General features: G+C 41.0%; 26 protein-coding genes. 7 read left to right on the top strand and 19 right to left on the bottom strand.

Annotated elements, in window-relative coordinates:
- Window positions 1–43: 43 nt before the first annotated feature.
- From phoU to N9I19_RS11310, 9 genes are all read right to left on the bottom strand, one after another.
- Window positions 44–697 carry a phosphate signaling complex protein PhoU gene (gene phoU, locus N9I19_RS11350; protein WP_089361519.1) on the bottom strand — a complete coding sequence of 218 codons (654 nt, stop codon included), beginning with the start codon at window positions 695–697 and terminating at the stop codon, window positions 44–46.
- A 20-nt stretch (window positions 698–717) separates the two neighbouring features.
- A complete protein-coding gene (gene pstB / locus N9I19_RS11345) occupies window positions 718–1,545 on the bottom strand; it encodes a phosphate ABC transporter ATP-binding protein PstB (protein ID WP_317777838.1) in 828 nt (275 codons plus the stop codon).
- A 15-nt stretch (window positions 1,546–1,560) separates the two neighbouring features.
- On the bottom strand, window positions 1,561–2,439 hold the full coding sequence (pstA, locus tag N9I19_RS11340) for a phosphate ABC transporter permease PstA (protein ID WP_061464070.1): 879 nt from the start codon (window positions 2,437–2,439) through the stop codon (window positions 1,561–1,563).
- Window positions 2,440–2,442: 3 nt separating this feature from the next.
- Entirely contained in the window at window positions 2,443–3,342 is a 900-nt protein-coding gene (gene pstC, locus N9I19_RS11335; protein WP_061466147.1) for a phosphate ABC transporter permease subunit PstC, read from the bottom strand.
- 138 nt (window positions 3,343–3,480) lie between these two features.
- Window positions 3,481–4,443, bottom strand: coding sequence for a PstS family phosphate ABC transporter substrate-binding protein (locus tag N9I19_RS11330; protein WP_289337340.1), 963 nt, complete (start codon window positions 4,441–4,443; stop codon window positions 3,481–3,483).
- 200 nt (window positions 4,444–4,643) lie between these two features.
- Window positions 4,644–6,812: a peptidoglycan D,D-transpeptidase FtsI family protein gene (locus N9I19_RS11325; RefSeq protein WP_317777837.1), complete on the bottom strand. Its 2,169-nt coding sequence runs from the start codon at window positions 6,810–6,812 to the stop codon at window positions 4,644–4,646.
- Between the two features lie 191 nt (window positions 6,813–7,003).
- A complete protein-coding gene (locus N9I19_RS11320) occupies window positions 7,004–8,224 on the bottom strand; it encodes an MFS transporter (RefSeq protein ID WP_289320054.1) in 1,221 nt (406 codons plus the stop codon).
- 204 nt (window positions 8,225–8,428) lie between these two features.
- Window positions 8,429–9,037, bottom strand: a complete 609-nt coding sequence (gene sodA, locus N9I19_RS11315; RefSeq protein WP_034308436.1) for a superoxide dismutase SodA — start codon at window positions 9,035–9,037, stop codon at window positions 8,429–8,431.
- A gap of 143 nt (window positions 9,038–9,180) precedes the next feature.
- Window positions 9,181–9,666 carry a DUF456 domain-containing protein gene (locus N9I19_RS11310; RefSeq protein ID WP_284470219.1) on the bottom strand — a complete coding sequence of 162 codons (486 nt, stop codon included), beginning with the start codon at window positions 9,664–9,666 and terminating at the stop codon, window positions 9,181–9,183.
- 165 nt (window positions 9,667–9,831) lie between these two features.
- Here N9I19_RS11310 and N9I19_RS11305 point away from each other — a divergent pair, with 165 nt between their 5' ends.
- The 3 genes from N9I19_RS11305 to ispG all read left to right on the top strand — a co-directional run bounded on the left by N9I19_RS11305 (window position 9,832) and on the right by ispG (window position 12,676).
- Window positions 9,832–10,599, top strand: coding sequence for a DUF1189 domain-containing protein (locus N9I19_RS11305; protein ID WP_317777836.1), 768 nt, complete (start codon window positions 9,832–9,834; stop codon window positions 10,597–10,599).
- 418 nt (window positions 10,600–11,017) lie between these two features.
- Window positions 11,018–11,350 carry a LysM domain-containing protein gene (locus N9I19_RS11300; protein ID WP_061464076.1) on the top strand — a complete coding sequence of 111 codons (333 nt, stop codon included), beginning with the start codon at window positions 11,018–11,020 and terminating at the stop codon, window positions 11,348–11,350.
- Window positions 11,351–11,563: 213 nt separating this feature from the next.
- Complete coding sequence (gene ispG, locus N9I19_RS11295) at window positions 11,564–12,676, top strand: flavodoxin-dependent (E)-4-hydroxy-3-methylbut-2-enyl-diphosphate synthase (protein WP_185147838.1); 1,113 nt, start codon at window positions 11,564–11,566, stop codon at window positions 12,674–12,676.
- A gap of 91 nt (window positions 12,677–12,767) precedes the next feature.
- Here the strand turns inward: ispG and N9I19_RS11290 are convergent, their stop codons facing one another.
- Window positions 12,768–13,241 carry a DUF308 domain-containing protein gene (locus tag N9I19_RS11290; RefSeq protein WP_317777835.1) on the bottom strand — a complete coding sequence of 158 codons (474 nt, stop codon included), beginning with the start codon at window positions 13,239–13,241 and terminating at the stop codon, window positions 12,768–12,770.
- Window positions 13,242–13,408: 167 nt separating this feature from the next.
- Here N9I19_RS11290 and N9I19_RS11285 point away from each other — a divergent pair, with 167 nt between their 5' ends.
- The gene (locus tag N9I19_RS11285) at window positions 13,409–13,993 is read left to right on the top strand and encodes a 5' nucleotidase, NT5C type (protein ID WP_317777834.1); all 585 of its coding nucleotides are present in this window, start codon (window positions 13,409–13,411) and stop codon (window positions 13,991–13,993) included.
- A gap of 43 nt (window positions 13,994–14,036) precedes the next feature.
- Here N9I19_RS11285 and N9I19_RS11280 read toward each other — a convergent pair whose 3' ends face one another.
- The 3 genes from N9I19_RS11280 to N9I19_RS11270 are packed head-to-tail and all read right to left on the bottom strand — an operon-like array spanning window position 14,037 to window position 16,088.
- Window positions 14,037–14,453, bottom strand: coding sequence for a Fur family transcriptional regulator (locus N9I19_RS11280; RefSeq protein ID WP_061464080.1), 417 nt, complete (start codon window positions 14,451–14,453; stop codon window positions 14,037–14,039).
- A 15-nt stretch (window positions 14,454–14,468) separates the two neighbouring features.
- Window positions 14,469–15,302, bottom strand: coding sequence for a metal ABC transporter permease (locus tag N9I19_RS11275; protein WP_061464081.1), 834 nt, complete (start codon window positions 15,300–15,302; stop codon window positions 14,469–14,471).
- A 21-nt stretch (window positions 15,303–15,323) separates the two neighbouring features.
- Window positions 15,324–16,088, bottom strand: a complete 765-nt coding sequence (locus N9I19_RS11270) for a metal ABC transporter ATP-binding protein (RefSeq protein ID WP_250211687.1) — start codon at window positions 16,086–16,088, stop codon at window positions 15,324–15,326.
- Between the two features lie 215 nt (window positions 16,089–16,303).
- Between N9I19_RS11270 and N9I19_RS11265 the strand changes: the two genes are divergently transcribed.
- Entirely contained in the window at window positions 16,304–16,564 is a 261-nt protein-coding gene (locus tag N9I19_RS11265; RefSeq protein ID WP_061464083.1) for a DUF2624 family protein, read from the top strand.
- A gap of 100 nt (window positions 16,565–16,664) precedes the next feature.
- Here N9I19_RS11265 and N9I19_RS11260 read toward each other — a convergent pair whose 3' ends face one another.
- Both N9I19_RS11260 and N9I19_RS11255 read right to left on the bottom strand, forming a co-directional pair.
- The gene (locus N9I19_RS11260; RefSeq protein ID WP_317777833.1) at window positions 16,665–17,561 is read right to left on the bottom strand and encodes a deoxyribonuclease IV; all 897 of its coding nucleotides are present in this window, start codon (window positions 17,559–17,561) and stop codon (window positions 16,665–16,667) included.
- Window positions 17,562–17,573: 12 nt separating this feature from the next.
- A complete protein-coding gene (locus tag N9I19_RS11255; protein ID WP_061464085.1) occupies window positions 17,574–18,887 on the bottom strand; it encodes a DEAD/DEAH box helicase in 1,314 nt (437 codons plus the stop codon).
- Window positions 18,888–19,309: 422 nt separating this feature from the next.
- Here N9I19_RS11255 and vrrA point away from each other — a divergent pair, with 422 nt between their 5' ends.
- Both vrrA and N9I19_RS11245 read left to right on the top strand, forming a co-directional pair.
- Window positions 19,310–19,999, top strand: coding sequence for a VrrA/YqfQ family protein (vrrA, locus tag N9I19_RS11250; RefSeq protein WP_317777832.1), 690 nt, complete (start codon window positions 19,310–19,312; stop codon window positions 19,997–19,999).
- A 124-nt stretch (window positions 20,000–20,123) separates the two neighbouring features.
- Complete coding sequence (locus N9I19_RS11245; protein WP_317777830.1) at window positions 20,124–21,068, top strand: 4-hydroxy-3-methylbut-2-enyl diphosphate reductase; 945 nt, start codon at window positions 20,124–20,126, stop codon at window positions 21,066–21,068.
- 45 nt (window positions 21,069–21,113) lie between these two features.
- Here the strand turns inward: N9I19_RS11245 and N9I19_RS11240 are convergent, their stop codons facing one another.
- From N9I19_RS11240 to N9I19_RS11225, 4 genes are all read right to left on the bottom strand, one after another.
- Window positions 21,114–22,232: a Nif3-like dinuclear metal center hexameric protein gene (locus N9I19_RS11240; RefSeq protein WP_317777829.1), complete on the bottom strand. Its 1,119-nt coding sequence runs from the start codon at window positions 22,230–22,232 to the stop codon at window positions 21,114–21,116.
- A complete protein-coding gene (locus N9I19_RS11235; protein WP_061464089.1) occupies window positions 22,229–22,936 on the bottom strand; it encodes a tRNA (adenine(22)-N(1))-methyltransferase in 708 nt (235 codons plus the stop codon). The genes N9I19_RS11240 and N9I19_RS11235 overlap by 4 nt, the downstream gene beginning before the upstream one ends.
- A 218-nt stretch (window positions 22,937–23,154) precedes the next feature.
- Window positions 23,155–23,520 (bottom strand): cytochrome c550, encoded by a 366-nt coding sequence (gene cccA / locus N9I19_RS11230; RefSeq protein ID WP_061464090.1) that lies wholly within the window; start codon window positions 23,518–23,520, stop codon window positions 23,155–23,157.
- 339 nt (window positions 23,521–23,859) lie between these two features.
- The gene (locus N9I19_RS11225; protein WP_317777828.1) at window positions 23,860–24,255 is read right to left on the bottom strand and encodes a hypothetical protein; all 396 of its coding nucleotides are present in this window, start codon (window positions 24,253–24,255) and stop codon (window positions 23,860–23,862) included.
- Window positions 24,256–24,359 lie beyond the last annotated feature (104 nt).

Genomic DNA, 24,359 nt, shown 5'->3' with positions numbered 1-24,359 from the left:
ATGTCCGAGAAAAAGCCTCTCTTTATTTCAATTAGGATTGGGTTCATTCATTCCTGCTGACATATCTCCCTCTTACTAGGAAATAAATATTCTCTGCGATATTCGTTGTATGATCAGCCGTTCTTTCTAAATATCGGGCAATTAAGGAAAGCTGTGTGATCTGCTGAATGTTTTTTTCATCTGAAAGCCGAAGGAGACCTCGAATCATCTCTCCATAAAAGCGATCGACCTCATCATCCATTTCAATGATTTCTCTTGAAAGTACAACATCTTCCTTCTCAAATGCTTCTATCGAAAGTTCAATCATCTTTAGGGTAATATCATGCATCTGCTTTAAAGGTGTTAAAGGCAGAATAAATGGCTGGTCACCGATTCGGATGGCCGATTTAGCGATATTGACCCCAAAGTCCGCCATCCGTTCAATATCTGAAGCTATTTTTATGGCAGCGATGATACGCCGTAAATCAATCGCAACTGGCTGTTGCTTAGCAATCAGTAAAATAGCAAAGTCATTAATTTCCTCTTCCAGCAAATCAGCTATTGTATCATCATCAATAACTTCAAGAGCCTCTTCAACATTCTTGTTTTCCAGTGCGGTAAATGATTTTGAAATGGCGCCGGAAGCTAAATTGGCCAGTTCCACGATTTTTCCTTGTAACTCTTTCAATTGAAGCTCGAAATTTTCACGAACGATCATTATCGCATCTCCCTTTCTCTTTAACCGAAGCGTCCGGTAATGTAATCTTCTGTTCTTTTATCATTCGGATTAGAGAAGATGGTATTGGTATCAGAGTATTCGATGACTTCTCCATTTAAAAAGAAGGCTGTTCTATCAGAGATACGTGCTGCCTGCTGCATGTTATGGGTAACGATTATGATGCTGAATTCCTTTTTCATTTCTTGGACCAATTCTTCTATTTTCAAAGTGGAAATCGGATCAAGAGCAGAAGTCGGTTCATCCATTAAAATGACATCCGGCTCGATTGCCAAACATCTGGCGATACAAAGTCGCTGTTGCTGTCCACCTGAAAGTCCATATGCATTTTCATGAAGGCGGTCTTTCACTTCATTCCAAATCGCTGCACCTTTTAAACTTTTTTCAACGATTTCATCAAGGATTTTTTTATTTTTGATACCATGGATCCTTGGTCCGTATACAACATTTTCATAAATTGATTTAGGAAAGGGATTAGGCTTTTGAAAGACCATCCCCACCTGTGTCCTTAAATCTTCCACCTTATAGGACTGATCGAGGATATTCCTGTTCCTATATTTAATCTGACCTGTCGTTTTAACATCCGGAACCAGTTCAATCATTCGGTTCAATGTTTTGATGTAGGTGGATTTCCCACATCCTGAAGGCCCGATGATGGCAGTCACTTCATTTTGATGCATATCAAGATTAATATTTTTCAAAGCATGGTTTTCTCCGTACCATAAATTGAGATTGGACGTTTCATACACCTTTTCCGTCAAGACACCGGACTCGACATTTTTGATCCCGATTGCCGGTGACTTTTTTTCTCTCGTTAAGGTCATATTCATGCTTCCTTCCTCCCATCAATATCTTTTCTGGAATTTATTCCTAATTAAAACCGCTATTGAATTCATGAAAATCAACAGGAAGAGCAAAACGATGATTCCCGCTGCAGCAACCTGCTGGAATTCCTCCTGTGGACGAGATGTCCAATTATAGATTTGCATTGGCAGCACTGTAAATGTATCCATGACCGTTTGAGGCAAAAAGGCGATGAACATCGGTATGCCAACCACCACCAATGGCGCCGTTTCACCGATTGCCCGCGACAAGGCAAGTATTCCACCAGTTAAAATGCCAGGTATAGCAGCCGGTAGGACCACTTTCAATATTGTCTGCCACTTTGTTGCACCCATTCCAAATGAAGCTTCCCTTAAATCACGAGGTACGGCACGTATGGCCTCTTGGGCAGCTACTATGATGACCGGGAGAACGAGAAGACTCATGGTCAAGCCTGCTGCCAATATGGACCGGTCCAAGGCTAGCGCCCGGACGAAAACCGTTAAGCCCAGCAGTCCAAATACAATTGACGGGACACCTGCCAGATTGGAAATATTCACTTTGATAAAAGTGGTGATCCAATTCTTTCTGGCATATTCCTCTAAATAAATCGCCGTTCCGACACCAAGCAGCAGGGAAACTGGAGCCACGACTACCATCAACCATATTGAACCGATTAGAGCTGCTTTTATACCAGCGTCCTCTGGTTTCCTGGAAGCGAAATTCTGAAGGAAATCCCCATTCAGATGACCAATTCCTTGAGTGAATATCCGATAAAATAAGATGGCCAATACAATGAGGCCAACCAATGTTGCCAAGAAGAATAATCCTTTACAAATCGTGTTAACAGCCAGCCTAACGGGCATTTTTTTTGCAACATGACTTTTGTTTATCAGTTTCATGTCTTAATATTCCTCCCTGAACTTGCGAGAGATGAACTGCGCCAGTAAATTCATGACAAGCGTAAAGACGAACAGTGTCATTCCAACCGCATATATGCTGTAGTAAATCGTTGTCCCATACCCTGCATCCCCCGAACTGACCTGTACGATATAGGCGGTCATCGTTTGGATCGATGAAGTGACATCCATGCTCATATTTGGAGTCGAGCCACCTGCAACACTCACAATCATGGTCTCCCCGATCGCTCTGGATAGAGCAAGAACGATGGATGCCACAATTCCTGAAATGGCTGCTGGCAATACCACTTTAATTGTCGTTTCAAGTTTCGTTGCCCCTAAAGCATATGCACCTTCGCGAATCGACTTCGGCACTGATACAAGGGCATCTTCCGACAAAGAGGCTATCATCGGCATGATCATGATACCTACAACGATCCCAGGACTTAAGGCATTGAACATATCAAGGGAAGGAAATAAATCCCGCAAAACCGGTGTTACAAAAGTTAAGGCAAAGAAGCCGTAAACGATAGTAGGAATCCCAGCTAAAACTTCTAAAATCGGCTTGATGATTCTCCGCGTATTCTCTGATGCATATTCACTCAAGAAAATGGCTGTTGCAAGCCCTACTGGAACTGCAACCACCGCTGCTATCACTGTTATCTTCAATGTTCCAACGACAAGGGGCATAATCCCATACGAAGGGGTGGATGCAAATGGCAGCCATTTAGCCTCTGTAAAAAATTCGACGATGGAAACTCTGTCAAAGAAGATGAATGTCTCAAATATAAGCGTCAGGATAATCCCGATTGTAGTAAAAACAGAAATTGCCGCAGTAAAGAACAATAGCTTAGGTATGATTTTTTCTATATTTATTTTTTTCTTCCTTTTCTTTTCCAGGATCATTTGCTGTACAGAATAGCTTTCTGTTTTTCTCAGTTCCAACTTGCATCCTCCATTTCAGACACGCAATATTTGGATTTACAAGCTGTTACCCCCGCCTTAAACGAGTCAAGACGGGATTTCAGTAGCCTGTAATATCGATTATTTTTCAAGTTCTTTCAATTTATCAAGATCTTTCTTGTACTCTTCTTCCGGTAGGCTGATATAACCCACTTCTTCAGCAAGCTCTCCAGCATTTTCAATGACGAATTGAGTATAATCTGCCACTTGTTCTTTTTCAGCTACCGACTTATTAGCTACATATGTGTATAGCGGACGTGACAATGGGGCATACTCCCCACTTTTAATTGTTTCATGTGTTGGCTCAACAGCACCTTTGCCGTTGTCGATGGAAACGATCTTTAACTTATCTTTATTTTCTGCATAGTAGGCATAACCGAAGAACCCAATCGCATTTTTATCACCTTCTACACCCTGTACAAGAACATTATCATCTTCTGAAAGCGTAGCATTTTCCACCATTGGTTTTTCGTTAAGGATCACTTCATTGAAATAATCATATGTGCCTGAATCTGTTCCCGGAGAGTAGAATTTTATTTCTTCATTCGGCCATTCGGGACGTATATCAGACCATTTCTTCACCTTGCCATTATCAACCCACAGTTTTTGGAGTTCTTCAACTGTTAGTGAATCGATGAAATCATTATCTTTATTGGCGACGATTGAAATCCCGTCAAATGCCAATTTCAACTCTGTATATTTAACTCCCTTTTTATCAAGCATCGTACTTTCTTCTTCCTTGACAGGGCGGGATGCATTGCTTAAATCCGTCTCACCAGCGATGAATTTCTTAAATCCTCCGCCTGTTCCTGATGATCCAACTGATACTTTTACATCAGGTTGTTTAGCCATATATTCTTCTGCAACTGCCTCCATGATTGGAAAGACCGTTGAGGAACCATCCGTAATCACTTCTCCCTGCAGTTTGCCTGATCCTTTTCCTTCACTGCTGCTTGTCTTAGTATCATCGGATCCACAACCCGCCGCAACTGCAATTACTCCACCCATCATTACAGTCATTGCCATACCCTTGAAACGTCTCATTTGTAAATCCCCCTAAGAATTTTATATGAATATTTTGTCCTACAAACACATCATACTTTTATACTGTGAACCCCATTTGAAGCAAATGTAAATATTCAGTAAATTATTGTGTACGAATTGTAAAGATGCCAAAACTGGATTCATCGCGACCTAAAAAAAACACGTTTTCGGTTTTACCCAAAAACGTGTTTTTAGCCTTTTTATTCATTTTCCTGGCTTTTTCTAACTTCAGCCTGGTCTTTTTGAACGTCTTTACCATTCTCCACTTTCAAATCAGTCGAGGTTTCAGTATTTTCCTTTTTAGCCCGTTCTTTTTTCAGTTTGAAATAAGTATCCATGATTTCTTCACCTATTTCTTTGCTCATACTGTGGCCCGTATGTCCTTGATATGCCCACGGAACAACGACAGCAAAAGCAACCTCCGGATTTTTAGCAGGTGCATAACCGACAAGCGTGATGTTCATCGTTTTTTGAGGCTCGCTATAATCCGTTCGGTTCGGACCATCATAGAACGCTTGCGCCGTTCCAGTTTTAGCCGCTACCGTATATGGTTTATGACCAAAATACGTATATGCTGTTCCGCCTTGTTCCATCGTTACTTTCTCGAAACCGCTCTGCACACGCTTTATCCAATCTTCCTTCATATCCAGACGATTCATGACTGTCGGTGAAATGTCTTCGTCGACAGGACCCAATTCTTCGTTATTATCAACCGGTTCGCGAATTTCCTTAACCATATGCGGCTTCATGCGATTTCCACCATTCGCAATGGCTGAAACATATTGCACGAGCTGCATTGGTGTATACGTATCATACTGTCCGATTGCAAGGTCAAGCAGCTTACCAGGAGATGTTTCGGAACCTTTGAATCCGCTCATTTCATTCGGCAAATCAATCCCAGTTCGTGTACCCAAGCCAAACTGGGCAAATGAATTCCGCATGGTTGAAAAGGCACCGGAACTAATATTCAATGGCTCATTCGGGACATATTTCGCACCGGCAATATTAATCGCCGTCCTGAACATATAAACGTTCGAGGATACTTTTAAGGCAGTCAAATCATTAATGTTCCCGAAGTTACTATATGATCCTTTTTCTGGTGTACCTTTGATTTTCAGCTTCGTATCATAAAAGTACGTACCCGGCTGGATCGCACCTTGCTGATAACCAGTTAAAACAGTTGCACCTTTTACGGAAGAACCCATCGTATAGGAAGTCGTGATATTTCCTAATGCAAAGTCCTCTATGGAAGATTTCCCTGTTTTCGGATCCTTCTCATATTTCTTACCAGCCATCGTTAAAACTTCCCCTGTATTGGGATCCATCATGACGACAAAGGCCCTATCCAAGAACTTGGTGTTACCCAATTTCTTCTTGGCAATCAATTGCTTTTCAATGATTTTCTCTGTTGCTAGCTGTAAATCCATATCGATTGTCAATATAAGATCTTTTCCGCGCTGGCCTTCAGTAATCACTTCTGAATCGACTATATTTCCTGATTTATCGGTCACATTCCTTACTTTTGCTTTCTGCCCTTGGAGGATATCTTCATATTGCTGCTCGATATAGCTCTTTCCTACACGGTCATTCCGGCTGTAATCACGTGCCAGGTAATAGTCCAGACTTTCACTAGGCAATCCTTCTTCAGACGAAGAAACTTTACCCAATACAGATTTAAGGGTTTTATTATACGTATAAAAACGATCCCAATCCGTTGATATATCGACCCCAGGAAGCGAATCAAGGTTTTCGCTCACCCTGGCGAATTCTTCCTTCGTCACTTTTTTGTTTTTCACAATCTGTGGAGTAAGCGCATATCCGCTAGCGAATTCCCTGTATATGGCAAGGGTTTCCATATCCTTTTTCGAAAGCTTTGCTTCTTCCTCCGTAATCCTTTTGAGCTGAAGCTTATACAAATCACTCTCTTCCAGCTCGCCCTCTTCGACCTTTTTTCTCTCTTTATCAGTAATTTTTTTGGCGGCCAACTTTGGATTATTCAAAATCCAAAAATCCTTTTTATCACGCTCAGTCACTTTATTCGTATCTTTATCGATCAACTTCGCGAGTTTCTCAGCCGTTTCCACCATTTCTGTTTGTTTCGTACCTTGCTTTCGTGTATATGTAATTGCATCCAGTGGTTGGTTGTCGACCATCAGTTTTAAATTCCGGTCATACATTTTTCCACGGGGCACCGAATTATTCACGGTCACTTCCTCTGTTTTTTCAATCTCACGCCGGTAATCATCACCATAAACAATCTGTACAACACCCAAGCGTAAAATGAGAACGGAAAACAAAACAAATACTAAAAAGAAAAGAATATTCAATCTGAAAGGCACATGCGTCTTTTTCTTTTTCTTTTTATTCACACTAAGCCACACATCCTTTTTACATAGTCATAATAGTCCTTTCCTATTCTATAGAACATTTATATTTTTTTCTACCTTAGTGTTCTAGAAATATTAAACATCTAACGAACATTACACAAAAAGTGACTTACGGCTCATAATACCTAAACCGTAAGTCATGGATATTGAAAAGAGGCCTTTATGGCCTCTTTTCAATCTTGGTCAATGATATCGATTTTTCGTACAAACCAATATATGGCCGTATGCCCTGCCCCGACGATTAACAGATAAATCGGAAGCATTTGCTTTAGGTCGAAAAACATGACCGAAAGAATGAATCCTGATATGGATACTATCCTTCCAAAATGTACGAACAGCTCCCGGACTACGATATATTCAATCCTCATTTCCGCTGCTTTCCAAGCGCGGCCTATAATGTCATAAGTCAATGATATATATGGGACCAAAAGAATAGGATAAGCGGTAGCAACAATCGCCCCATAAATGAGAAGCTTTCCGAATGTGATATCAATTGCAATCAATAAGACTCCTGCATACAACAGGATTCCTCCAATAAGAATCGCTTTCTTTCGCATCGGTTGTTTTATATATCGAGAAGCAAAAAAATACGCAACGAATGATATGGCTGAATTTAACAGACCATAGCTCCCTAAGGCAAGTTCACTACCCGTCTGAATGAAAACGGTGATTGAAATGATGAACATGAATGTGCCCTCTCGTATCCCTTGAAAAAAATGTGCACGAGTGATCAAGAGCCAATTACGATTTTTTTTACGTTCTTGCAATATCCGAAGAAAAAAATATTTCCCATGGGCTGGACGTCTTTTCAACGAAAAACTAAGAAATACCGCAACGGAAAACAATAACAAAGACAAGCCGAATACAATGGAATATCCCGTGAATTTTTCAAGCCTTGAAATGATGAACCCTGAAAGAATAGGACCCACCATCCCCCCAAGGGATGATAAAATCCCTAAAAAACCATTGAAGAAATCTCTAGTTTCCGGTTCAGTAATTTCAAACGTCAATACATTATACGCTAGCCAATAAAACCCATAGCCCATTCCTAACAATGCACCGAGCAGCCAAAGAAAATCCGTTGCCCGTGTGCCGACCAAAAGGACAGTTAAATAAAATAGGGCCAAAAAGATTACACCTAGACGCAAAACAATGATTCGATCCACTTTTTTCGCCAGCCTGCCAGCAAAGACAAAGGTAAGCGGTTGAAAAAGCACCACGGTTAGATTATATACGGCAATATCAACAATTTGACCGGATTGTTTCCACAAGTACACATTAACGAATGTATTGGATAAAGCAATGCTAAGGCTGTACAGACCGCCAATAAACAAAAGGAGGTGCAGATCCTTCTTCCCCCCCGTTTCACCCAACCATCTCTCTAAAATACCCATTGTTTTAACTCTCCTTTAAATTCCACTCTAGTGTTTGAAAAAACAAGGGTATTTATGTAAAAAAAAGTAAAGAAAACTCTTCGACCGGCGAAGACAGAGAAGTAGTTGCACTTACACTGGTTATCTTATAGATACTGCCATCTATATATAAACAAAAAAAAGACAGGATTTCCTGTAAAGGAGTTCCTGTCTTTTTCTTACTAATTATTTTGCAGCGCTGTAACGTTTTGCAACTTCATCCCAGTTTACAACATTCCAGAAAGAATTGATGTATTCAGGACGACGGTTTTGATAGTTTAGATAGTAAGCATGTTCCCAAACGTCCAATCCAAGAAGTGGAGTTTTACCTTCTGATAATGGATTGTCTTGGTTCGGTGTACTTGTTACTTCCAATTCGCCGTTGTTGACAGCAAGCCAAGCCCAGCCAGATCCAAAACGAGTAGTAGCCGCTTTAGCGAACTCTTCTTTAAAGCTGTCAAAACTTCCGAATTTAGAAGTGATAGCATCTGCTAATTCACCAGTTGGTTGTCCGCCGCCGTTAGGTGAAAGGATTTCCCAGAATAATGTGTGGTTAGCATGTCCGCCACCATTGTTGCGTACAGCTGTACGTACAGCTTCAGGTACTGCGTCAAGGTTAGCGACAATTTCTTCAACGCTTTTGCTTAGAAGTTCTTGGTTGCCTTCTAGGGCATTGTTCAGGTTCGTCACATATGTGTTGTGATGTTTAGTGTGGTGAATGTTCATTGTTTCTTTGTCGATGTGTGGTTCTAATGCATCATATGCATACGGTAATTGTGGAAGTTCAAAAGCCATTATAAAATTCCTCCCTATGTAAGCTGTTTTTTTGAGGGCTTCAGTTCTGGAAAGATACCTGAAGCTCGCTAGCAATAGAGTATCAAATTTTTGTAACCGTTTCAAACCTTATGCCTCAATTTTTCATTTTTCGATTTTATTTCCTATGAGAATACCACGTATATAAAATATCCTATCATCAGAAGTTGAATGATGCCTTTGGTGATTACGCTGCTTATAAAACCTACAACGGAACCAAGGCCGATTTTAGAAGCAGTAACCGGGTCTTTTTTATGGACTAGGATTTCCGCCAAGAATGCCCCGATGAATGGGCCTATTAGAATTCCGACGAACGGAATCACGAATGGTCCGACCAGAAGCCCAATCGTACTGCCCCAAACCCCCGCTTTCGTGCCGCCATATTTTTTGACTCCAACCATGTTTGCTATATAATCAGCTGCGAATAAAAGGATGACGAATAAAATTTGGACAGTCCAGAAAAACCAACCAAATGGTTCAAAGGAATAAAATAGTCCATATAACAATATTCCGCCGAATATGAATAAAACACTTGGGATAATCGGAAAAATCAGACCGACAAAGCCCATTATGAACATGAGGATAATTATTATCCAAAATAGTGTATCCATAACTAAAAACGCCCTTTCTCATTTCATTTATTATTTTTGCCTCTATCACTCCATAATTGCCTCTTTATTAATGGTTGAAACCATTGAAGCAGAAAACAGGTTGTTTTATTTTTCCCAAATAGTTAAAATTGGTTAGGAATCTTATATAGTTAGGTGCTGAAAACATTGAACATATTCAAACAACTATGGGTAAGCATATATTCTCCTAAAGATATCGCTTCCTTTCAAAGCCAAGGTATCGGGAAAACGATATTATTCGTATTCTTTATAAGTCTCATTGCCTTTCTCCCTTCAGCTTTTTATTTCGGTACAATGATAGTTGACGGGATAGATGCCATGAATGAAACAGTATCTGAAGACTTACCTGCATTTGAAATCAAAAATGGCACGTTGACGACTGAAGAAGGTGAACCATTTAGCCTGAATAAAAACGGATATCAAATTTTTGTAGATGGTACGGGGACATTGACCCCGGAAGAAGTAGCTGCAAAAGCTGATGAGGCTGTCGCCCTTTTAAAGTCAGATCTGGTGTTCGTATCTGGCGGCAACGTGCAATCCACTCCATATTCACTTCTGGAAGGAGATAATCAGGAAATATCCACTTGGCTTGAGTCAGTTGAATCTGTGCTACCGATCATCCTTCCATTGCTACTACTTATATTATACCTGTTTACTGCTAGCGGAATCTTCATTAAAGTGACAATCCTTGCCGCTTTTGGACTTCTTTTCAAAAATGCCCTTGGCCGTTCGCTTTCCTATAGGCATCTATGGAGAATTGGTGCATATAGCATTACACTTGCCACCATATTCTTCACCATCATGGATGCTTTTAAAGCAACGGTTCCATTCGCTTCAATCATTAGCTGGTTTGTGACATTGATAATCTTATATTTATCCATTAAAGAAACAGCTGCTAATAAGACCGCAGATTGACCTTAAAAAGCAAAAAGACCCGGAACCTATCTGTTCTGTTCCGGGTCTTTTTGCTTTTGCAGGTTCTCCATGCTTTCCCGCATATGACTACAGTCATATTTTTTCATATCTTCTTAATTCGACAAAATACTCACCAAGTCATTCTTATACTTATTGTTGAAATAGTATTTAAGAGGTGATAGACGTGAAGGAAGTAATATTGATGTACAAGGGCTGTTACTCATAATGAAGGCAACAGAAATTGGTCTGACCCCAAAGGAAACTAACATTCATTCAAATAATAAGGATTTTAATCAACTGAAAAAGAAAAATGGAATGACCCTCCCACATTCCATTTGAAAAACTGCCCATTTTTAGGCATATTTTTAGATTCTTACAAGTATAAATGAAATAAAGACAAGCTTGGGAGGATGGAAAATTGAAACGGCTACTGCTTTTTATCTCATTCTGTTTCACTTTATTTATTATTTATTTCGATTTGACTACGGGTACCCTGCCGCCTTCCCATCCACCGGCCACTACAGGCCAACCGACCGTCCCGGCCAGTAAGCCTGCATCCGCACCATCTGCCGCTTATAAAGAAATCACCATGAAACCCGGGGATACCTTACTCTCCATCATTGAAACGGAAAAAGTCGGATCAAATCAGCCAATCGAAACGATCATTTCTGACTTTCAAAGTTTGAATGAAGGATTGAAGCCCGAAAATATGCAGATTGGCAAAACATATAAGATTCCCGTTTATAAATAACCTCAAAATGGGGATCTGCGCACTCCCAAGCACCATTAAAAGGGATTTCTAAGCATCGAATATATCCAGTAATGGGGAATTTTTCTTGTTGAAAAAAGATAATGCGACCTATTTCCTTGTCAAGCGGTATGTACATTGATACAATATTTCAGAGAAACAAATTAAAAATCAAAACTGATTTTTTCCTAAAGGAGAGAATTCCACTTGAGTGAAATCATACATCGGACCAAGACGCGGCCAATTAAAGTCGGAAACTTAACGATTGGCGGCAATAATGAAGTTATAGTACAAAGCATGACAACTACAAAAACACATGATGTTGAAGCAACAGTTGCAGAGATCCTTCGTCTTGAAGAGGCGGGATGTCAAATCGTACGTGTCGCCTGTCCGGATGAAAGGGCAGCTGATGCAATCCCCGAGATAAAAAAACGGATAAACATCCCACTTGTAGTCGATATTCATTTCGATTATAAACTCGCTCTTAAGGCAATTGAAGGCGGAGCGGATAAAATCAGGATAAACCCTGGTAACATCGGACGCCGTGAAAAGGTAGAAGCTGTCGTGAAAGCTGCGAAGGCTAAAGGAATTCCAATCCGCATCGGGGTAAATGCTGGTTCTCTCGAGAAGAAGATCCTCGATAAATACGGATACCCCACTGCCGATGGCATGGTTGAAAGTGCTTTACACCATATCAAGATCCTGGAAGATCACGATTTCCATGACATCATCGTTTCCATGAAGGCTTCTGATGTGAATTTAGCCATCGAAGCATATGAAAAAGCTTCTAAAGCATTCGATTACCCTTTACATCTGGGAATCACGGAATCAGGTACACTGTTCTCAGGAACCGTAAAAAGTGCTGCCGGACTAGGTGCCATCCTAAGTCAAGGTATTGGAAGCACGATGCGTGTTTCCTTAAGTGCCGATCCTGTCGAAGAGGTGAAGGTGGCAAGGGAGCTCCTAAAAGTATTTGGCCTTGCTTCTAACATGGCCACATTAATTTCCTGCCCTACTTGCGGTCGGATCGAGATTGATTTAATCTCTATCGCCAATGAGGTTGAAGAGTACATCCAGACGGTTAAAGCACCAATCAAGGTATCAGTGCTTGGTTGTGCGGTAAACGGTCCTGGGGAAGCCCGTGAGGCTGATATCGGCATAGCTGGGGCTCGTGGTGAAGGTTTGCTGTTTAGAAAAGGTCAGATTGTACGTAAAGTGCCTGAAGAGACGATGGTCGAGGAACTGAAAAAGGAAATTGACAAAATCGCTGAAGAGTACTATGAAAAACAAAGAGCCGAAGCTGCTGCTGCCGCTTTACTAAATAAATAAAAAAAAATCCCGATTTTTCATTATCGGGATTTTTTTTATTTAAAAACCCTTTGATGCATTTTAAGAAATGACATCAAAGGGTTTCAAATTGTTAAAAGAATGGCAGGATGAATATGCCAACGATGATGGAGATTGCACCTATTACTATGGCCCAAGTACCCAAGTTTGATCCCCTGCTTCTGGCCACTATCCCTACAATTATACCCACAACCCCTAAAATGAACGGCATCATGAATAACGATAAAATGGAGATGATCAAAGCTATGACACCAATAGCCTTTCCTCTTGAAGCAACATTCCCAGAATCATCAGCCTTAGTTGACTCATTATTCTTATATTCCCTGATTCGCGGTGGTGTTGAAATTTCTGCAGACGTTTCTTCATTATACTGGTTATCCATATTATTGGTAATGGTCCCACGACTTTCATACCGCCTGTCATCTGCAGGTGTATCTTCATTATAATATCGCTCATGATGCTGATCATCCACAACAACGGATGGTTCACTGCCCTTTTTAGTCAATTGCATCTCATCGTCAATACTGGAGTATTGATCTTTTTCCATTAGTGAATCCCTCACTTTCGTTTATGGAGCATTTATAGTGTATGTAAAAAGTGATGGAATCCATCGTGAAATGGTTTCATGTCTTGGAAATAAATACGGGTTTTTACCAAAGCTATCTTGGTATATGTTACACTATTACAAGTATTGAATATGAGGAGAGATTCATCATGAAAAAACGATTTGGCATCGATATAGATGGAACTGTTACGAGACCTGATTCCATGGTCCCTTTTTTAAATAATGCTTTTCAGCTGAATTTAGCATATGAAGACATAACGGAGTATGACTTATACCCATTCGTTAATGTTCCAAAAGAAGATTTCACTAAATGGTTCATTGAAACCGAGCCAATCATCTATTCCGAATCTTTATTGGCTGAGGGAGCAAAGGATGTATTGGAAAAATGGACAGAACAGGCTAACTTATATTTCATCAGTGCCCGGAGCAACCTTTTATTGGATATAACGAAGAATTGGTTCACGAGCAACGAAGTCCTATATGATCATATCGAGCTTGTAGGATCACACGATAAAGTTGCTGCAGCCAAGAAATTTGAAGTCGATCTCTTTTTAGAGGACAAGCACGATAATGCAGTGGCCATTTCGGAAGAGTGTAAAATACCCGTGATTTTATTTAATACCCCTTACAACCAAGATCCTGTGCCTGAAAGGGTGATCCGGGTCAACAATTGGCAAGAAGCTTCTGTCTGGGTGAATAATTGGATGTCAGGGCAACCGGCAACTATAAAGTGAAACAGGAAAAACCATTGACCGAGTGTCAATGGTTTTTATGTTTCTAAGATGCACTGCATGCAGGACATCGTCCGTATATTTCAAATTTATGTCCTGAAACATCGTAGTCCTTCAAGCTTTCCTGAAGTTCCTGCATCGGACACAATTCGATTTCTTTCGTTTTTCCACAATTCAAACAGATAAAGTGGTGATGATGGGAAGAATGGCCGCATGTAAATCGAAAATGCTTTTCCCCTTCCAACTCCGTCGCTTCAAAGATGCCTAATTCGACAAATAAGGAAAGATTCCGGTAAATCGTATCAAAGCTTAACCCTGGATAGTCTTTTTTCATATTCTCCAATACATCTTTTGCCGTTAAATATTTATCGCTGGAAGAGAAAAGCTGAAGCATTTCTTCCCTCTTTCCTGTATGTTTAAAACCTTTATCTTTTAATAATTGCATGGCAGTAGTTACGTTCAAAAAACATCACCCCATCTATCGATTTTTCCACTTATCAAACAAAATTGACAAGATGAGAATTAGCACAGCTATTATTACAATGGTCCCACCAGGAGCGAGATCAAGGTTGTATGATAAAAATAATCCGCCTATGACGGATACTTCACCGAATATTACCGAAAAAACAATCATCTGCTTAAAGCCCTTTGCGAAACGGAGACTGGCTGCTACCGGGAGCGTCATGAGCGAAGAAACCAGTAATATGCCAATGATTTTCATGGAAGCGGCAATGACCAATGCGACCATGACAATAAAAATAAAATGAATCGCTTTATAAGGTATTCCCGACGCTTTTGCATGCTCTTCATCAAATGATAACAGAAATAATTCTTTATACAATAGGGTGAGCATTAATGCAACGACTATCCCCACTGCCAATATGACATATAAGTCAGCCCGGCTGACGGCGCTGACACTGCCGAATAAATAACCATATAAATCCGTATTGAAACCATTTGCAATGGATATGAAAATGACACTAAGACCCATGCCGCCGGACATTATGATCGGGATTGCAAGCTCTTGGTAATGCTTGTACACCCCTCTTAATTTTTCAATGAATAATGAACCACCTACAGAAAACGCCATTCCTATATAAAGTGGATTCAATCCTGCTAGAGATAGAAAGCTCTTCTGAAGCAATAAACTAAACGCTATACCAGCAAGCGCTACATGACTGAGAGCATCGGAAATCATCGACATCCGCCTTACCACGACAAAAACGCCCACTAATGGCGCAATCGCTCCGATGATGATTCCGGTCAAGAATGCGTTCTGCAAAAATTCAAATTGCAATATCCCCGATATCATTGGGCTATCCTCCAAAACATATTAATGATTATGATTTAATAATTGGACCCCATGTCCATAAATGGATGAGAGCTCGCTTTCATTCAACTCATTATATTCACAGGCATCCCCGTGAAAATGAAGTTTTTTATTTAAGCAGGCGACATGTGTGACTTTATCCGTCACAGTACCAACATCATGGGTTACTAAAATCAGTGTTATTCCTAATTTTTTATTCAGCATCTCAAGCATTTCATAAAATTGGTGGACGTTCTTTGAATCAACGCCAACCGTGGGCTCATCCAATATCATCAATTCCGGCTCGCTTACCAGTGAACGGGCAATGAATACCCTCTGCTGCTGCCCTCCGGACAATTCTCCGATATTGCGGTTCTGATATTCAAGCATATCCACGGATTCCAAAGCTTTCTTCACCTTTTGCTTATCCTCTTTGACTGCAAACTTGAATAAACCGATTTTTTTGGTCAAACCGCTTTGAACCACTTCAAATACAGTGGCAGGGAATCCTGAGTTGAAGGAGTTCGCCTTTTGGGAAACGAACCCTACCTTTTGCCAATCTTTAAAGCGCCTTATGTCTTCCCCGAATATTTCAATTTTTCCCTTTTGGAGCTTGAACAGACCAAGCAGCAATTTCAAAAGGGTTGACTTACCGGATCCATTCGGCCCAACGATAGCTAAGAAGGCCCCTCTAGGAATTTCAAGCGAAACATGTTCCAGCACTAGATCTTTTGTATATTTGTAAGATATATCTTCTAATTTAATTATGGGGTTTACTACATTATCCAAAGAGATCACCTATTTTTTTAAGAATCATTACGATTAACAATCGTTAGTATAAATCAAAGAAGTCCAGATGTAAAGAATCCGGTCCCCTGAACAAGTGTCCATCCGCCCTGAACCATCAAAAAATGTTAGCTGAACCAAATTCCCGTAAATCAAACAAACTTTCATGTTCACATACGTCTGCTTCCTTCATATGTTTTAACAAAGGAGGAGATCGTTTGAAATTATTTGAAATGATGGTCAATCATAAAATCAACAGTATTCGCCCTGATGAACTGCTTTCCCTTGCTAAGCAGCATGGGGTTGCACTCACCCAAAAACAAGCACAGGATATCACTGCACTTCTAGCAGGTAAAAAAATCAACATTTTTGATATACGTCAAAGACAGAACGTACTGGGTCAAATTACAAAAGTTGCCGGAGCAGGCACAGCCAGGGAAATAGAATCCCTCTTTAACAACCTTACTTCCACCTTTTAAGCCTACTTTCTGACAGTCTTTGAATGAGTATACTTAAACTAAATGTAAAATGAAAGGACGATTCATCGAAATAAAGATGAATCGTCCCTTTCTATTATGATTATTGCTGAGATCCGATTTTTTCCAGTAAATCTTCTTCAAATTGATTATTCTTGAACATATCAATTTCAAATTTATAAGGGGCCTTTTTGTCTTTCTTGTCTTCCCCTACATAAGGTGTTTCCAGGATTTTTGGAACAGTGCTTAATTGCGGATGGTGGACAATATCATTCAACGCCTTAAAACCGATATGACCGAAGCCAATGTTTTCATGGCGGTCCTTACGCATGCCGCGTTCGTTTTTACTATCGTTTATATGAAGGACCTTGATGCGGTCAATACCGACCAATTTATCAAATTCATTCAGCACACCATCAAAATCCTCAATGATATTATATCCTGCATCGTGAGTATGGCAAGTATCGAAGCATACCGATAATTTTTCATTATGGGTCACACCATCAATGATCATCGCTAACTCCTCGAAAGACCGGCCACATTCAGTACCTTTACCCGCCATCGTTTCAAGGGCAATCTGAACTTTATCGTCGGCTGTCAGCACTTCATTCAAACCTTCGATGATTCTCTTTATTCCCAATTCACTGCCTGCACCAACATGCGCACCTGGATGAAGTACGATCTGCCTTGCACCTATCGCTTCGGTCCGATCGATTTCACTGCGTAAGAAGTTGACCCCCAGCTCGTATGTGGCTGGATTCGTGGTATTTCCTATATTGATGATATATGGGGCATGGACTACGATGTCGCTTATTCCATTCTCCTCCATATGCAGTCTTCCGGCTTCAATATTTAAATCCTCGATTTTTTTACGTCTTGTATTTTGAGGGGCCCCCGTATAGATCATGAATGTGTTGGAGCCATATGAAACCGCTTCTTGACTCGCAGCAAGAAGCATATTTTTCCCGCTCATTGAAACATGCGATCCAATCTTCAGCATCTGATTACTCCCCTATTTCTTTCTCTGTATACGACGTTCGCGTTTTTTAAAGTTTTCCACATCGCGTTGAATTTTCTTTTTGTATCCTGGCTTGACTTTAGTTGGCTTCTTGACGTGCCTGCTCGCTTTAACATCGATATCAGATTTTTGTTTTTTACGGTTTTTCCGTTTATTACGTTCGTCGATATCAACCCAATCACCGTTTTGGATATCGGCATCACGGAATTCGATGCCCATTTTTTCAAGGCGGTTCAATGAATCTTCATCGGATGTATCATAAATGGTAGTGGCAATGCCGGAATATCCTGCACGAGCAGTCCTTCCCGTCCTATGGATGTAAAAATCCAAATCTGATGGCAATTCATAGTTAATGATATGGCTTACACCTTCAATATCGATTCCACGGGAAGCCAGATCAGTCGCAACGATGAATTGATACTCTAAATCTTTGATTTGCTTCATCATTTTTTTACGCTCACGAGGTGTTAAATCCCCATGAATACGACCGACATTCAACCCTTTTTCAATCAAGGAATTAGCCACATGATCCGCCATTTTTTTTGTGTTCGTGAAAACTATCGCCAAATAAGGATTATAACGAACAATGATGTCATGAAGTAACTGCTCCCTGTTACGGTGGCGAAGCGGTACCAGAACATGTTCAATTTTCGCAGCTGTCGCCTGCTTCGGATTCACTTGAACATACTTAGGATTCTCCATATATTTATTCAAAAACGGCTTCAATTTTTCAGGAATGGTTGCCGAGAAGACAAGCATTTGAATTTTTTCAGCCATACGTGATGCAAACAAATCGACATCTTCAAGGAATCCCATGTCTAGCATAAGGTCCGCTTCATCGACTACAAGCATTTTTGCTGTATACACTTGTAAGGCCTGAGCCTCAACCAAATCCTTGATCCGGCCTGGCGTTCCGATTACCAACTGTGGCTGTGTCTTCAATTTATCTATCATTCGTTGTTTATCAGTACCACCGATGAAACAGCGGACTTGAATCTGCTCATCCTCAGGGAAATGATCAGCAATTTTCAAAGCTTCTTTGTAGATTTGGTTCGCTAACTCACGGGTTGGTGCGGAAATAATCGCTTGAACCTCATTTTTACCAGCATCAAGCCTGTTCATAATCGGCAGCAAATAGGAATGTGTCTTTCCTGTACCTGTCTGCGACTGGCCAATTAAGCTACTTCCCTTTAAAAGCGACGGAAGCACACGCTCTTGAATTTCCGTCGGCTTATCGAACCCTAAAGTACGAACTGCATCTAGAATGTAGCTTTTCAAATTAAATCGTTCAAATTGGTTTTGTTTCATCAAAAAACTCCTTTATCCTGTCAGTCATTAGACATGTCCTGTTATTATAATAAATTTTACATAAAAAGCGCAAGCGCCTGGGTAGCTCGTGAAGAAAATAGGGATTGTCCCATAAGGCGCTTTTTGCCTTGTGAGGGCAATCCTCTTTTTCACAGCGAGCTAGGCGCTGAAGCTGGATTTCATAAAAAGCGCAAGCGCTGAGGCTAGTTCTCTTAAAATGGACTCTTGCAAATGAAAAGCCCCTGTCCTGGTCATAGCGTATCCCCCGCAGACATGGAGCTAAAAGACTACCGTTACCATCTTACCTTCTTTCCGGTCACTTCACAACAGCCCAGTCACTCTTTCCTCAAACCTTTTTTGTCGAGCTGCATAATTTATATAGAAGAATACACCAGCATATAAAATCAGAGGAGGTGAAACCTATGTTCCCAGACAGAAATCGTCAACCCGGACCCGGTTTTCAGCCACCAAATGGTCGAAGGATGCAACAGCCGCCAATACCATTTAGGCAACCACCGCAAATCCCCAACCCTTATCAGCAGATGCGGCGGCCGATGGCACAAAACAGACCGCAGGGACCTCAGGGGCCTCAAGGTTTCCGGGGTCCTTTCACCACACCGCAGCGGCAGGAAATGCCGCCAGCAAAGAAAGAAGGGCTATTGTCAAAGATACTCGGTAAGTCGAAACAAAGAACTGCTTCTCCCAACTTGTTTGCACCAGCTGCTCCCACTAACAAAAGTTCTTCAAGAAGCAGCGGAGGCGGCGGTATCTTAGAAACACTAAAAAACCCCGATTCCCTGAACAATATGCTCAACAACACGCAAAAGGTGTTGCAGGCAGCCGAACAATTCACCCCTATGGTGGAACAATATGGACCGGTAATTAAAAACTTGCCTTCCGTGTGGAAAGTTTTCCGGAACATATCATCAGCCGGTGAAACCGAGGACAAGAAAGCGCCAGTTGAAAGCGTGACTAATGTTGAGTCACAAAAAAATAATGAGGTAAAAACGGATTCGAAGGAAAAAGCAAAAGCTAAAGAAGATAAACCCATTCCCCAGGTTCGTACCAAAACCAAAAGGGAAAGGACATCAGGTCCCAAGCTTTATATTTAACGTTTTTAAAAATTTTATCAGGAACTGGCTTTATGCAAATAGGATGTTTTGTAATATCATCTATGGTCTTATATAATAGAAAGGTATAAAAGTGAGAGTTTTTTGCCTTGAGGAGGACACATAGATGAAAGTGATTAAAATTTCCCCGCGCGGCTATTGTTATGGCGTTGTTGATGCCATGGTCATCGCCCGAAATGCGGCTTTAGATAAAACCTTGCCACGCCCCATTTACATTTTGGGAATGATCGTGCATAACAAACATGTAACGGATGCGTTTGAAGAAGAAGGCATCATCACGTTGGACGGCAGCAACCGTCACGATATCATCGAAAAGGTCGACAGAGGAACCGTCATCTTTACTGCTCACGGCGTTTCCCCTGAGATTAGGAAGATTGCTGAGAAAAAAGGGCTTGTCACGCTAGATGCAACCTGTCCCGATGTTACCGCAACCCATGACTTAATACGGGCAAAAGAAGCGGAAGGCTATCAAATTATTTATATTGGCAAGAAAGGCCATCCGGAACCAGAGGGTGCAGTCGGAGTTGCTCCCGATGTCGTTCACCTCGTTCAAAAGGATGAAGACGTTGAAGCCTTGACATTGAATAGTGATAAGATCATTGTGACAAATCAAACAACGATGAGCCAATGGGATGTTTTGGATATCATGGATAAAGTTAAGGAAAAATTCCCACATGCCGAAGTCCATAAGGAAATTTGTTTAGCGACACAGGTGCGTCAAGAAGCGGTTGCCAAGCAGGCTGGCGAAGCTGATGTTTTAATTGTCGTCGGTGATCCCAAGAGTAATAATTCAAACCGCCTTGCACAAGTATCCGAGGAAATTGCCAGCACGATAGCTTATCGAATCGCGGACATTTCCGAGCTGAACCTTGAATGGCTAAAAGATGCAGAAACGGTTGCCGTCACTTCCGGGGCATCTACACCCACTCCGATCACAAAGGAAGTTATAGCATTTCTAGAGCAATATGAAGCAAATGATGAAACGACCTGGAATACCGAAAAGAAAACGCCATTGCATAAAATTTTACCTAAGATTAAAGTGAAAAAATGATCATGCACAAAAAAGGCAGCCGCCCCGGCTGCCTTTTTTCGTCTTTTAAATGAATCGGAAAGGGTCCGTATTCACCCGAGATGGAATGAATTCCACATCGTAGTTCTTTTCGTGACACATTTCTTCAAGGATTCGTGCAACGCCTTTTTTCATCACCTTTTCAACATTGTGGCCTGGGTCCACAATGTTCAAACCAATCATCATAGCGTCATGGGCTGTATGGTAATACATATCACCTGTAACATATACATCCGCACCCTTGAATTTCGCAGTCGTAAAGTATTTATTGCCGTCTCCGCCCAACACGGCCACTTTTTTTATCGGGCTTTGCAAATCTCCAACGACGCGCACCTTTTCAACATCAAGGGTCTGCTTCACATGTTCGGAAAATTGTTCAAGTGTCATTTCTTCAGCAAGCACGCCTATCTTTCCTAATCCAAGTGACTCCCCTTCATTTTCCAGTTTATAAATATCGTACGCAACTTCCTCATATGGGTGAGCTTTAATCATTGCAGAAAGCACTTTCTTCTCGATACTTTCCGGGAATATCGTTTCAACCCTCATTTCAGCAACTGCTTCAAGCTTTCCTTGGGAGCCAATTTCCGGTTCACTGCCTTCACCTGGCACGAAGCGTCCTGTACCTTCCACCGAAAACGAACACTGGCTGTAATTCCCGATTGATCCGGCCCCTGCCTTACCTAAGGCTTCCCTCACCTTTTGTTCGTCGGTCTTTGGAACATATACGACCAATTTCTTTAGAGCTGTCTCGTAAGTTGGAATCAATACCTCTGTATCCTGCAATTGTAGCGCTTCGGCAAGTAAATCATTCACTCCGCCCTTAGCGACATCCAAATTGGTATGTGCAGCATAAACAGCGATATCATGTTTGATTAGCTTTTCGATGATGCGGCCTCCAGCTGCGTTTGTATCGATCCTTTTCAATGGCCGGTAAATAAGCGGATGGTGGGCGATGATCAATTCCACCCCATGTTCTATCGCTTCGTCTACAACCTCTTCCAGCACATCAAGGGCAATCATCACTTTGGTAACCGGCTTATTGAGCTGTCCGACATGCAAACCGATTGGATCTCCCTCCATTGCATATTGCTTTGGGGAGAATTGTTCAAACATTTCAATGATTTTGTGACCATTTACGATCTTCAACCTTTAAGCACCTCCTCAATTACGGAAATTTGGGATATTAATTCATTGCGCTTGGTTTCAAGTCCGCTTCGTCCGCTTTCATCCAATTGTTCGATGATTCTTTCCAAATGTTTTTTCTCAAGCTGCCATTTTTTTATGAAAATATCACTGAATTGCTCTCTTAAATATGGTCCGAATATGAGACCTGTTTGTCTGTTTACATGATAAGGGCGAAGCGGTTCCCCTTTTTCAGCAATTAAGATTTCGTAAATTTTCCCATCTTCCTCAAGGATTTCCTCTCCGCTAAGTTCCCAGCCGTTATCGATTAGCCAACTGCGAACATTCGCTGCACCGACATTAGGCTGAAGGATAAGCCTTTCCGCCTTGCCGAGTTTCCCTTTTCCGCTTTCCAATATACTTGATATTAAAGTCCCTCCCATGCCTGCAATCGTAATGCATGTCGCTTCATCGGGATTCAATACTTCAAGCCCGTTTCCTTTACGGACCTCTATCTTGTCTCCAAGTCCCGTTATAGCCACTTGCTTGCGGGCTGACTGATAAGGCCCTTCTACTACCTCACCTGCTATAGCGCTGTCACACAGGCCGTTACTCACCGCATAGCACGGTAAGTATGCATGGTCGGAACCTATATCTGCAAGGATGCTTCCTTTTGGTATATGTATGGCAACACGTTCTAATCTCATCGATAGTTTTTCATGATTCATATTTATCAACTCTCTTAATTCAAATAATGTCTTACATTTAATTAGTTTCCCATTCGATTATAACAAGTTCAATCGAAAAATTACAGGAAGGAGAAATAGGACCCCCTCCATCACTGGATAAAGGGAACCTTCCAGCTGGAATCTTCCTTTTTCGGAATAAAATAAAAACTGACCCAAAAAGGTCGCCTTCAAACGATCTCCTGAGTCAGTTTCATGAATTACTTCAGTCCATGAATATATTTGGCCATGGCATCAATGTTCTGTTCTTCGACTAAACCTGATGGCATTGCACCCCGTCCATTAGTGATCACGTTTTTAACCTCGTCAACCGACAGGCGATCGCCAACTCCTTTTAGAGCAGGTCCGACGCCGCCTTGATAGGCGTTACCATGACAAGAGATACAGTTTTGCTTATAGATGTCCTCAGGTGATGCAGACGCACTTTCTTTTTCTTCTGTCTTTTCGCCGCCCTTTTTTTCCTTAGCAAGATCTTTGGCATCACCCAAACCTTTAAACGAAAGTAAAAACATAAGTCCAATACCAAAAACCATGATAATAATAAAAGGCATTACTGGATTGCGCATAGTATTTCCTCCCCTATGTAGAACCTAAACTTACCATATTTAATATTATATACAAACAACTATATATTATTTTACTTGAAAAGAGTTTCAAGTAAAAGCCCAAAAATTGAAGATATTATATAATTTCTTAAAATTGTCAAAAACTTATGTATATTTCCAAACATTTTCATTTCTTCTTACATATATTTCATAATACCCTAAATTCACCATTTAAAACCGCTAAAATGTCTTTGAATTATATTATTAAAAAGTAAGCAATGACTATAGCCCCTAGGCTTCCCGCTATGGAGAAATGGAGCAGCTTCAGTTTTTTGCCCATTAAAATCCAGAGTCCGCAATTTATGAACAAGAAAACATAAAGGATACCCGCTTTGCCGGGTGCCATGAATTCTGCCAAACTGCCATCAACGCCATCTGAAAAATTATTTTCCTGACGATAAAGCGGCGGACCGCCAGTCCAAAGGCAATGATAGAAATTGTTGTCACAAGCATTTGCATTCTTATGGGTATTTCAGTAAAATAATTCAAAAATACAATAAATGCAAAAAGGGCTCCAATCAACAGTCCTGAAAGAATGTCTTTCTTATCACTCCAGGTTTTCTTAAAATTTGCAGGCGGTAGTCCGCCTTGACAGTATAATGCAAGCAGGTAATCACAATATTGCTCCGGAAGCATACGACTTTCCTTCCAGGAGTTTATTTCTTGAATGATGATTTTCTTTCTCATCTCATCCATGAATTTCACATCCTCATGCCGGTCATTTCTTTTTAACAGCTTTTTGCCGCTCTTTTAGGTTGTGGAAACTCAGTTATCGAGTTAAACCCATCTCCATTATATAG

It is taken from the genome of Peribacillus sp. CSMR9, from assembly GCF_033141925.1.
Lineage (GTDB): Bacteria > Bacillota > Bacilli > Bacillales > DSM-1321 > Peribacillus > Peribacillus simplex_A.
Note: the sequence above shows the minus strand (reverse complement) of the source record. Positions and strands in the feature narration are given on the sequence as shown.